Source organism: Endozoicomonas sp. (assembly GCF_051008435.1).
Taxonomy (GTDB): Bacteria; Pseudomonadota; Gammaproteobacteria; order Pseudomonadales; family Endozoicomonadaceae; genus Endozoicomonas_A.
Genome location: NZ_JBPCXO010000212.1, coordinates 1 through 11,242, shown reverse-complemented (window position 1 = coordinate 11,242; position 11,242 = coordinate 1). Strand labels below are relative to the sequence as shown.

Annotated in this window: 8 protein-coding genes; 3 read left to right on the top strand and 5 right to left on the bottom strand. The window is 47.5% G+C overall.

What is annotated here, in order from left to right:
- Positions 1 to 370: 370 nt before the first annotated feature.
- The 3 genes from ACR2PX_RS10985 to galU all read right to left on the bottom strand — a co-directional run bounded on the left by ACR2PX_RS10985 (position 371) and on the right by galU (position 3,349).
- On the bottom strand, positions 371 to 1,588 hold the full coding sequence (locus ACR2PX_RS10985) for a glycosyl transferase (RefSeq protein ID WP_433999400.1): 1,218 nt from the start codon (positions 1,586 to 1,588) through the stop codon (positions 371 to 373).
- Positions 1,589 to 1,659: 71 nt separating this feature from the next.
- The gene (locus ACR2PX_RS10980; protein WP_433999399.1) at positions 1,660 to 2,553 is read right to left on the bottom strand and encodes an HAD-IIB family hydrolase; all 894 of its coding nucleotides are present in this window, start codon (positions 2,551 to 2,553) and stop codon (positions 1,660 to 1,662) included.
- Positions 2,519 to 3,349 (bottom strand): UTP--glucose-1-phosphate uridylyltransferase GalU, encoded by an 831-nt coding sequence (galU, locus tag ACR2PX_RS10975; RefSeq protein ID WP_433999398.1) that lies wholly within the window; start codon positions 3,347 to 3,349, stop codon positions 2,519 to 2,521. Before galU ends, ACR2PX_RS10980 begins: the two co-directional genes overlap by 35 nt.
- Before the next feature lie 444 nt (positions 3,350 to 3,793).
- Between galU and ACR2PX_RS10970 the strand changes: the two genes are divergently transcribed.
- Complete coding sequence (locus ACR2PX_RS10970; RefSeq protein ID WP_433999397.1) at positions 3,794 to 4,216, top strand: hypothetical protein; 423 nt, start codon at positions 3,794 to 3,796, stop codon at positions 4,214 to 4,216.
- 128 nt (positions 4,217 to 4,344) lie between these two features.
- On the top strand, positions 4,345 to 6,084 hold the full coding sequence (locus ACR2PX_RS10965) for an alpha-amylase family glycosyl hydrolase (protein WP_433999396.1): 1,740 nt from the start codon (positions 4,345 to 4,347) through the stop codon (positions 6,082 to 6,084).
- Here the strand turns inward: ACR2PX_RS10965 and ACR2PX_RS10960 are convergent.
- A complete protein-coding gene (locus tag ACR2PX_RS10960; RefSeq protein WP_433999395.1) occupies positions 6,081 to 7,151 on the bottom strand; it encodes a hypothetical protein in 1,071 nt (356 codons plus the stop codon). The two genes, ACR2PX_RS10965 and ACR2PX_RS10960, sit on opposite strands and share 4 nt — an antisense overlap.
- Before the next feature lie 38 nt (positions 7,152 to 7,189).
- Positions 7,190 to 7,507, bottom strand: a complete 318-nt coding sequence (locus ACR2PX_RS10955; RefSeq protein WP_433999394.1) for an SET domain-containing protein-lysine N-methyltransferase — start codon at positions 7,505 to 7,507, stop codon at positions 7,190 to 7,192.
- A gap of 216 nt (positions 7,508 to 7,723) precedes the next feature.
- On the opposite strand from ACR2PX_RS10955, the gene ACR2PX_RS10950 reads away from it, so the two are divergent.
- The gene (locus ACR2PX_RS10950) at positions 7,724 to 11,023 is read left to right on the top strand and encodes an autotransporter domain-containing protein (RefSeq protein ID WP_433999393.1); all 3,300 of its coding nucleotides are present in this window, start codon (positions 7,724 to 7,726) and stop codon (positions 11,021 to 11,023) included.
- The last annotated feature ends 219 nt before the right edge of the window (positions 11,024 to 11,242 follow it).

Here is an 11,242-nt window from a genome sequence, read left to right as displayed (position 1 = left end):
TGGACAAGGTTTATAAGACAGGGCGGAAATACGGTGCGGATTATAAGGAAAGCATGAGAATACAGTTCGATGAATTTTTACCCAACTGGAACTACACTGCCGTCCCAAGAGAAGGGTGAAAAAGGGAATTTATTAAAGGACAGTTCCTAACCGTTTCCTGGCAGCCTGAAGCTCTGATTATGACACTATGCAACCGGGGAACAAGGTTGGCCCCCGATAGTCTGCCTTTAAGATAATGGGCAAAAGACAACTCATGCTGTTTGCAAATCTTTTTCAAACTGGCAAAATATCACGACGATCCCTCTCACCGTCACTTCGGGTGCCTCCACTGACCTCATGCCTTTCACATACTCCCGAATTTGTCTTTCGCTCAGGTTGTTGCATTGTCTTCTTCTACCGCATCATAGAGGCGCTCCAGAATATCAGGGACAGCGGATATCACCCGATTCCAACTGGGGATGAAGGGCCTTTCCATGGGGTTTTCCAGGAAATGTTGCCCTGCCTCCATGATGTTTCTGGCAAACAGCTCAACGGCTCGCTCTTCGGTATCACGGTCGACATGGAGCCCATTCATCACGGCATCGTCGTAATAGGATTCAATGAAATCCAGTGCCACTCGGTAGTAGGTGGCCTTGATGGTTCGGAAAGTTTCGGTGTTGAACTGTACGCCATTGGTCGCCAGCTTCCTGAAGATTGCCTTGATAATATCGTGGCTCATCTTGGAGAGACCGGCATTACGGTCTTCTTTCGAGAGGGGCTGATGCTTGTGATCGTAGACATCAGCAATATCAACCTGACACAGTCGCTTACTGGAATAGTTTCTCTTAACCTCTGACAGTACCCCTATTTCCAGACCCCAGTCGCTGGGTATACGAATGTCATTGAAGACACTGGTTCGCATGGAAAACTCACCCGCCAGTGGGTATCGGAAGCTGTCGAGGTACTCCAGATACTCCATAGGACCATGAATTTTCTTCAGGGCGCGCAACAGTGGCGTCACCAGCAGGCGACTGACTCTGCCATTCAGTTTGTTGTCAGCCACTCTTGCGTAGTAACCCTTGCAAAAGTCGTAACTGAAAGCAGGATTGGCAACGGGGTAGAGCAATCTGGCCAGCAGATCTTTCTGGTAAGTTACAATGTCACAGTCGTGCAGAGCTACAGCTTCAGACTTGGCCGAAGCGAGCACATAGCCGTAGCAATACCAGACGTTTCTTCCTTTGCCTGCCTCTTTCGGAGCCAGTCCTTTACTCTCAAGCAGGCGATCAATTTCACGAAGTCTGGGGCCATCCTGCCATAAAATCCGGTGATGCTGATTCAACTGGCCAAAGAAGTCTCGGGCATAGGCATACTCATCCTCACTGGCTCTATCCAAACCAATAACAATTTCGGAAAGATAACGAACCTGACTGAGCTCCTGCACAATATTGTTCAGCGCGGGACCCTGTAGCTCGGAAAACAGGGAAGGTAAGACAAGAGACATGGGCCTTTGACGGGAAAAGGCCTGCAGGTCCTGCTCCATATCTTCAATCGAACGGACTCTTAAATTATGGAAATTGGTGATAATGCCATTCTGGTAAAAATCTCCCATACATACGTTCCCTTTTTCTAGTTATTGTTTTTAACGCCTTAGTCACACTCAGATGTTCAATTCACACCTATTTATAGAGCGCAGACCGGTTCATGCCCTTTTTGTACTGCATCAAGAATCTCCAAAACCGCTTCACTCCAGCCTTCAGGTCCCACGTAACCCGTGTATTTAATATCAGACAGATGTTTTGTAACGGGTTGAGTGCTTCTTTCAGAACGAACCAGCACAGGAATATCCACCACTTCCAGCATGGGCAGGTCGTTGAAGCTGTCTCCCAGACCAACCGATAACCACTTCCGCTCTGGAAAGCTATTCAGATAGTGTTTAAATAGCTTCTTCGCCGCCGACCCTTTATCCCCCTTTCCAGACACGTGATAAAAACGTCCTCCCCGGGTCAGATGCAGCCCCTCTTTAGCCAGATTCTTTTCGAACTGTTTTAATGCCGTGTCACTGTCTTCCCAGATCAAAGGTTCGCTGGCTTTACGATCTGCAGCCAGGCTGGCTTCTTCGAGACTGAGCCCACAAAGACCCGCTATCTCACTGTGACTGCAGTCACCAAACCCCTTGAACCGAAAGTCATATTGTTCACGAAAATGTTTCAGGACTCTGCGAATGGCTTTGTAGGGCCGACCATGGAAATAATGGGTATTCTTGTCCGTATCGGAAGACTGGAAGTAATTGGCCGGGATCGTAGTAATCATTCCGTTTTCTGTAATAAACGGGTGATCCAGTGCCATCTCCAGCTGCAAAGGCAGCACCTCGCTCAGGGTTTTGCTGGTATTGAAAACGACCGGAATATTTTGCGCTTTCAGCCGATCCAGAGCCGGCTTTGCCGCAGCCCAGCTGTAGTTATCATGATCCAGAAGCGTGCCATCCAGATCAGAAAATATAACCAGCCTTTCCATCGCCTTGTTCTTGTCGGACATCGTCTCAAGCCCTGTCCAGGCGTTTTTGATAGATGGCATTGGTTGCCTCGACAAAGCCACTGATACTGCCACAGTCGAAGCGCTCGCCTTCAAACTTGCAGGCAATCACACAACCCTGCTGCGCCTGAGTCAGAATGGCATCGGTCAGCTGTACTTCGCCATTCCTACCGGGTTCAGTGTTCTCAATAATTTCGAAAATATCCGGTGTCAGAATATAGCGTCCAATCACTGCCAGATTACTGGGCGCTTCGGAAGGATCTGGTTTTTCCACCATATCAGTCACACGGATCAGATTATCGCTCAGGGCTTCACCGGCAATGACGCCATATTTATCGACTTCTGACTCAGGAACTTCCTGAACAGCCACTATGGTGCAGCGAAACTGCTTATAGAGATTAACCAGCTGCGACATAACTAACGGACCACGGTCGTTAATACAAAGGTCATCGGCCAGCACAACCCCAAAAGGCTGATCTCCGATCAGGGTTCTGCCGCAGAGAATGGCATGACCCAAGCCCAGCATTTTGTTCTGACGGGTATAGGAGAAAGTACAGGCAGCCATGACTTCTCGAATGGTCGAGAGTTTTTCTTCCTTACCACTGCCAGCTATCTCAGCTTCCAGCTCATAGTTGATATCGAAATGGTCAGGAATCGCTCGCTTGTTCCTGCCGTTAACAAAACCCAGATCGGTAAGCCCCGCCAGCATGGCTTCTTCTACGCCATACTGAATCAGCGGCTTATCAACAACAGGCAGCATCTCCTTGGGCATGGACTTGGTGGCGGGTAGAAAGCGGGTTCCATACCCCGCTACAGGAAACAGACACTTTTTAATCATATTTCTGCTCGTCTTTACTGAGAGAAGTTGTGCATCTCATAAAGGTTCAAGCAGAAGTCATGCCAACTCGTATAGCCACTTTGAGTTGAAGGAGCAATCAGGCTTAGATCGACTCAACCCATGATTTCAACCTCATTAATCATGGTGTTTTACCGAATAGATGTATCTTCCCCCCAAAATCAGAATGGCTTTTTCAAAATCATAAGGCTTTATAATCTTGAGAAAATCTATTCTCCTCAGCTCACTGGCCATTCTAATCATTATCAATTCTGTCCTGTATTACCTGGCTGTAAATCAGGATAACCACGCGCTATATAGTGAAAATGGTGTGATGGAAGGCCTGCAGGCTGTTATTGCTTTGACCGCAGGCTTGATTGCCTTTTTTTACCAAAGCAAAATCATCAACTCCTTAAAGTTGCAGGATACTTCTTTGCTTTCCTGGGCTTGGGAATTTTTTTAAGAGAAGTCGATATTGAACGACTGCCTATCGCTGACGAGATTCCATCTTCATTTCTCTATCTTGTTCATGGCACAGGAAGGACTCTGCTGCTGGTTGTATTACTGGGAATAATCTTATGGCAGGCCAGATCCCTGATAAACACCGTAAGAAAAAACATAGCGGCTCTGGTGTTCACACCTACTGGATTTTTGATGATGAGCGCATTTCTTCTCCTGCTACTCAGTGATGTGTTTGAAAAAAGTATTCTGGGAGGCCACTACCACGTTTTCTATGAAGAGTTAATGGAGTTGAATGGCTATTTCCTGTTCCTGGTAGCGGCTATGCATTTAAAAGCGTCACTGGCTGGGCTCTTCAGCCATCAGGCAGAACAGAATACGACACTCAATGTAGCCGCACAGGCAGGCTGACTACTCCATACTCTCGAGTAATGGAGATATTAATAATCAATCCACTCACGCAAACCTGAAGTGGCATGACTCCTGCTGCAGGGAAGGGAAAAGTTAAACAGTCACACTGCTATCGGGGAAGATGAATCTTGCAAAGTTACCCTAAAGCCTTCAATACGTTTCACCAGGCTATGACTCAGCTTCTGTCACTTCCTTATGGTGAAGAAGCCGGAGACATTGCGGCAAGGATTGTTCGAAGAGTTCAGCATTATCTTCATGAAAACCCTTCCCGGCCAGCGCTTGAGTGGTCTGAAAGAGATACCTTTCTGATCACCTATGGAGATACCCTTTCTGACCACAGTGGCCAGACGCCTCTCCGGGTTTTAAAGGGCTTTCTGGACGACTACCTTAAGGACGTCATTAATACGGTTCACATACTGCCTTACTTTCCCTTCAGTTCGGACGATGGCTTTTCCGTCATTGATTATCTCTCTGTTAACGAGCAACTGGGTAACTGGCAGGATATAGAAGCTATCGCCAACGACTATCAGCTCATGTCGGATATGGTAGTCAATCATATCTCCCGGGAAAGTCTCTGGTTTGCCGATTTTGTCAGTGGCCTGCAACCCGGGCGGGATTACTTTATAGAAGAATCTCCAGAGACTGATCTCAGCGCTGTTACCCGCCCAAGAAACTCCCCTCTTCTGGTCCCCATTCACACACGACGAGGGCTCAAACATGTCTGGGCTACCTTCAGTGAAGATCAGATTGATCTGAACTTTCAAAACCCCGATGTCTTAATCCAGATGGTAGATATTCTGCTGTTCTACCTCGCACGAGGCAGTACGATAATAAGACTGGACGCCATAGCATTTCTCTGGAAGAAGCTGGGAACTCACTGTATGAGCTTGCCCGAGACTCATGCCATTGTGAAACTGTTCCGGCTGATTATGGAAAAAGCCTGTCCCGGCAGTACGCTACTGACCGAAACCAATGTCCCTCATGAAGAAAACATCAGTTATTTCGGGCAGCAGGATGAAGCGCATATCGTTTACCAATTCGCCCTGCCCCCTTTGATACTTCATGCACTCAATCGGGGCACTGAGAAATATCTGGTGCAGTGGGCCAGTGATCTGCCCGATTATCCAGAGCGATGTACCGTTCTCAACTTTACGGCATCCCACGACGGTATAGGCCTGCGTCCACTAACAGGCGTGATACCGGAGAATGAAGTGTCCGAACTGGTCGACAGCATGCATCGTTTTGGTGGATTCGTCAGTATGCGCACCTTGCCAGACAATACCGAGTCGCCTTATGAGATCAATATTGCTCTGTTTGATGCCATGAAAGGTACGAGACGGGGCGAAGATCAGTGGCAAATACAGCGATTCCTCTGCTCTCAGCTGATCATGCTCGGGATGCGCGGAATACCTGCTTTTTACATACATAGCCTGTTTGCCACTCCCAATGATCTGTCAGGAGTGGAAAGCACGGGAAGAACCCGCTCTATCAATCGTCGTAAATGGTTGCTGGAAGAGTTGCTGGAAGAGTTGCTGGAAGAGTTGCAGCCAGAACTGAAAAACCCGGTTTCAATACAATCACTGGTCTTTCATTCGTTACTGGAGCATCTAAGAGTTCGTCAACAGGAGTCCTGTTTTCACCCGAATGCATCACAAATCATTTTGGATATGGCACCAGGGATTTTTGCATTCCTGCGGACAACGCCTGATGGTAGCCGAGCACTGGTAGCTATACATAACCTGACCTCCGCTCATCAGAAACTGAACCAGTCAGATTATGCTGGCTGGTTCGACTTATTGAGTAAAGAGGTAATTTCTGACCTTCAGCTCAAGCCCTATCAGGCACTGTGGTTAGTACCAGAGGCTTAATGCCATCTGATGCCTACTAGAGAATCACACCAACCTGTCAATGGCTTGCCAAAGTAGGGCAGCAGAGTATCGCGCCTTAAACTATATAGCGATGCCAGGCTGCAGGGAGAGTATACAAACACATCTCGAAAGCTTTTAATTACTCTCTCTTCATCTGGGAGATCCGCTTTATGGAAAGCCGCAGATACTTCTTGAAACAGTGATTTTTCCCCGGATTGCTCATCATCAGCTGATAGCGCTTGTGCTAACTCTTTGAGCTGCATGATAGAGATTACTGAGATAAAGATCTCTCTTGCACTCTCATCATCAATCCTCAGGTCACCCGAAAATGCCACCCCAAAAAAGGGCAAAATATGGGCTAAGCCTTGTTTAAACCCATCCTGAACATAGGTTCTTTCAGCATCAGGCAAAGCTTCTATTTCTGCCATTGCCACTCTGGCATTCATTCTTAATAAACCTAACAAGGCACTGATATCAGCATTCAAATCCAGAGAGATCTCTACACTCCTGTCATCAACATAGTCATCCACGTCATCAAAGTTTTTGACTACTTTCAGATAATACCCAGCCTTTGTAGCATCAGATATATAGTCGTGATGCATGCCCCTCCAGTGCTTGAGCAGCTGCTTTTTGATTGCTCCAATCAACTGTTCTGATTCAGCTAATGTCACCTGGTCATCCAGCTCTACTTTGACAGCACCTACCGTGACTTGAGTCGCCGTAATGTCCTCATCCAGCTCTGCTGACTGACATTCACCCTGACAATGAGCTTGAGCCTCTCTGGACTCATCCAACTCCATCACTTTCTTTAAATGTTGCCTCAGTTCCCTGTCTCTAGCCTCAAGATACTCATATTCATATTCATCTTCATTTTCTTCTAGCCCTGTGGCTTTTTGCTTAACTTCATCTCGATTCCCATGCTCGGTAAACGCACTGTTCATTGCTTTATGAAGCTCAGCAACTGTTTCAGGATCAAGGCGTTTTTTTTCCGCATCAGATGCAAGAGTCCACGCAGAAAACCAATACACCGAAGCAATTATCAAACCCAGAAGTAATTTTTTCTTCATTTTAAAACCTGCTAGATCAACCAAGTGCTTAAAGGTAGTCAGTCTTTTAGGTTTCTTCCTTCAAAGGCCTGAATTTCACGATAGTCCTGCAAAAGCTCCTCTCCAGCATCAATATCTCTAAGAGCAACAAGATACTCACGATCCACCAAAGAAATATTGGCTTTTTCTTTAGCATGATTACAAAACCGAATGTGATCGTGTGACAAATGCCAATGATTTTTTACCGTATCAAAGAAACCGTAATGCTCAATAAATGATTGCTCCGGGACAGGCAGTTGTCTCAGCGTCTCTTCAGAAAGGTGTAAATCGAGTTCCGGTGTATCGGTATAAACAACCTGAAGTTCTAACCGAATCATCGGTTGCTCCCAGGGTCATACGGTTCGCCGTATGGCCTTTTTGTATAGTCACTTTGTCAGCACTTCTTACTGGTCTGTTAATACAAAAAAAATCATTAAAAATCATAAAGATATAAAAAATACTTTTCTTCACTCGCCGTCCCCGTCAACGGTCAACGGAAACTTCAGCTCTAAACACCAGTCTTACTTTCCAGTATCAATCACGGGAGCAAGACAATGAAGGGCCTCAATCCGGCAGCACAAACTTTCAATAAAACCCTCTTGGCCATAGCGATTACCAGTTGTATTACCGTTGGCGTTATCTACGCTCAGGAAGACGGCTATGACTATGACTATGGCTATGACTATGGCTATGGCTATGGCTATGGCTATGGCTATATACCTGAGGGCTTTACTCCTGAGGAGATTCAGGAATATTACAAAGAACGGAGAGAGGCACTCAACCTTCTGGGTATCAAGGAAGATTTTCCTTCTGAAAAAGTCATTAAAAAAGCCTTCCGTGATTTCTCACTCAAAAATCATCCTGACAAACACTCAGGAGATAAAGAAAAGTATCATGTATTGATGCAACAGGCCGGTGATGCCAAAGAAGGCTTGCTGGAGCCTCATATCGATGAGGAAAGAAGGCAGCGGATTGATAAATCGGTTCGTATCATGAAAAACAACCCGCAAGCTGGCAGTTACTGGGAAGGCGTATCTGAGACAGAAATGGATTTCTTCTACGAAGAAGAAGAAGAAGAAGATGATGATGGCACCCCGACACCTCAGAATACTCAAAGCAACCAAACTGCTGCTATCTTGAACATTACTGCACAGGCTGTCCCTGCCAGCACTCCAACATCGACACCCGTTCACACAGATTTAAACTCTGATATCTATCAGAGAGAAATGCGAGCAGCGGCTCTGGAGTCACTGCACATAATAGATAACGAGCCAAGCAGGGAAGAAGTTTTGAAGGCTTTTGAAGAGCTTTCGAATAAAACCGCAGCCAAGATAAAAGCCAGAGACTTCTTGTTAGGTTCAAGCAGCACAGTACCTGCAAGTACTGTGACTCAAACTTCTGCTCAGGCCAACACAGAAATAACTCCAACAATCAGTACAACTGATTCAAAGGCCACACCCACAGAAACCATCAAGTCTGAGAGCCAGAGTCGCTCATACGCCAGTCGTGTATACAACAGTATTTTCGGCAGAACTTCTTTGCAAGAAGATGCACCAACTGAAACAGTGTCGCCCACCTCCACTGAGGCGGTTTCCAGGACAGAGAATACTCCCCCTGTATCAACAACTGCTTTTGGTCCCAAAACGGAAGCAGAAACACTGACAAAAACAGGTGCTACACCAACAGATACACCTTCAACAACACTAACGGCAACTCCTACCGCCAGTACTAAGGAAGAAATCAAGCCGACTGCAACCCAGACAGAGACAAAGAGTCAGGGTCCATCCTTTATGACTCGTGATTACACCAGCAGTTTGAACCAGACCTCACTGCCTGAAGATGTTAATAAAACAACCGAGTCTGCGAAACCAACGGCAACCGTGAACGTACAAAGCACGACTTCTGCTGAACCAACGCCTCAACCTACTCCGAACACTACTCCGAACACTACTCCGAACACTACTACAGTATTGGGTCCCAAAGCTGAGGCAGAAACACTTCCGGAAGCGCCCCCCTCAGAACCTTCTTATCTCAGTCGAGTTTACGCCAGCCTGTTTAACAGTACTTCAACCCCTGAAAACAAAGAGATCCAGGAAGATAAAGAAGCCGCTGCCATAGCAGAGAAAACCGCCAGGCGGGCTGAGTACGAGCGCCTGTCAAAGAACAACCCTCAGGAAGGCAGCTACCAGGAAGGTCTGGAGCACACGTATCTGGGTAAGCCTTTGCCAGAAGAAGAGTCTCAGTCACAGCCGGAACAAGACCAAGATGTTTCTCCGGTCAATGGCAAGGAAACCGCTGACAAGCTGAAAGCCAATAACCCACAGGGTGGCAGTTACCATGTCGGTGTCGACCATGAATTCACTGGGCAACCTCTGGAAAACTACACGGTCTATGGTCCCGAGCTGGAACCCGTACGCAAGGCCGCACTTCAGTTACTGGGACTGACCGATAATGCCTCTCCCAGCGAAGCTGAGATTAAACATGCTTTCCGTGAGTACGCCAAAACGCATCACCCGGACAAGTGTGAAGACCAGAAGGCCTGCACCGAGGCTTTCTATGCAGCAACGGAAGCCAAAAACTACCTGCTGGGTATTAATCAGGATGAAGACAAAACCGTTCATACCGCTGATCCAGTCGAGCAGATTGCCGGACCTGAGATTTCCAAGGAAGACGAGGAAGCTGCCGCCAACGCCAAAGCGGAGGCAGAAGAAGCCGAGCGCAAACGTCAGGAAAAAGAGAAACAGCGTCAGGAACAGGAAAGACTGCATCGCCAAATCGAAGAAGCCAGTACCATCAACGAAACCAGCAAGGTTGGGAAACAGGTGAAAACCATGTACGCGGCCGGTCTGGTACAGTCGCTCTCAACTCAATCCACCGCAGCCATGTCTCATCATGGCATTGCTATGAACAGCTTCCACAACACCCACATGCTCGCCAATGTGCAGCTGGAAGATCTGAATACCGGTGAAATGCTGGCCTCAGCGGGCGAGCATACCCTCAACAAGCAACTGATTCAGGAAGGTGGGCTCTACAGCTACGGCCAGATTTACGGCTTCAAAATGAATCAGGGCAAAGTCGATAACCTGGCTGGCTTTGATGCTAACGGTTACGGTCTGGAAGTCGGCGTGTTCAAACAGCTGAACAGCGAATGGTCTGCCGGTCTCATGATTGGCATTCAGAAAATGAGCTCCAGCTTTAAAGACTCCCAAGGCAGCATCAAGGCCAGCAACCTGCGTATTGGTCCGTTTGCTTCCTGGAACAAAGATCAGTGGCACTTCAATACGGCTCTGACCTACGGCATCACCGATATGGACAGTAAGCGTCGTGACCCGGTCTTTGGTCAGGAGTACAAAGCCAGTCCCAAGGCCAATGAATGGACAGCTTATGCCTCCCTGGGCTACGACATCAACATGGATAATGTTGCCACCGGCCTGGTTCTGACCCCGAACGTTGAAGTGCTCTACATCAACAGTTCCATTGATGGTTTCAAGGAGAAAGGTCAGGGTGACAGTGCTCTGAAGGTCGACAGCCAGAACCGTACGCACCTGATCACCCGTACTGGTCTGCAGATGTCCTACCTGATTCCGGATTCAGAACTGCCCAGAGAGTTCAGGCTCGGTGTGGGTTATCAGAAGAGTCTGCTGGATGACTCCCCCATCAAGGTGGGCTATGTCGATCAGGGCAGCATGCAGCAACTGAAAACCGGTAGCTATGGCAAAGACGCCATCTACTACAACGCCGGTTACTCGATGGCTTTGAAAGATCACCAGAATCTGCACATCGATTACTTCGGTTCTACCGGCAAGAGCAGCCAGAGCCATGCTTTAGCCCTGACCTACGAAATGAAGTTCTAACCGAATCATCGGTTGCTCCCGGGGTCATACGGTTCGCCGTATGGCCCTTTTTATTCTCTGAACCTCAAAAGCCTTAAGACAATTTGGCAACGTCTAGGAGTCTGTCGGACTTAGCCGACCGTAGCGAGGAAAAGTCCGGTTTGAGACAGTTTTTATGATTATTTGAGGCGAATAGCGAGCTATTCAACGAAAAGAATCATAAAAAATGGCCAAATCAGG

Bases quoted from the DNA above. Each gene is read 5' to 3' on its own strand.
- ACR2PX_RS10985 (WP_433999400.1), bottom strand. From the start codon at position 1,588: ATGGGAGATTTTTACCAGAATGGCATTATCACCAATTTCCATAATTTA.
- ACR2PX_RS10950 (WP_433999393.1), top strand. From the start codon at position 7,724: ATGAAGGGCCTCAATCCGGCAGCACAAACTTTCAATAAAACCCTCTTG.
- galU (WP_433999398.1), bottom strand. From the start codon at position 3,349: ATGATTAAAAAGTGTCTGTTTCCTGTAGCGGGGTATGGAACCCGCTTT.
- ACR2PX_RS10980 (WP_433999399.1), bottom strand. From the start codon at position 2,553: ATGCCATCTATCAAAAACGCCTGGACAGGGCTTGAGACGATGTCCGAC.
- ACR2PX_RS10955 (WP_433999394.1), bottom strand. From the start codon at position 7,507: ATGATTCGGTTAGAACTTCAGGTTGTTTATACCGATACACCGGAACTC.
- ACR2PX_RS10960 (WP_433999395.1), bottom strand. From the start codon at position 7,151: ATGAAGAAAAAATTACTTCTGGGTTTGATAATTGCTTCGGTGTATTGG.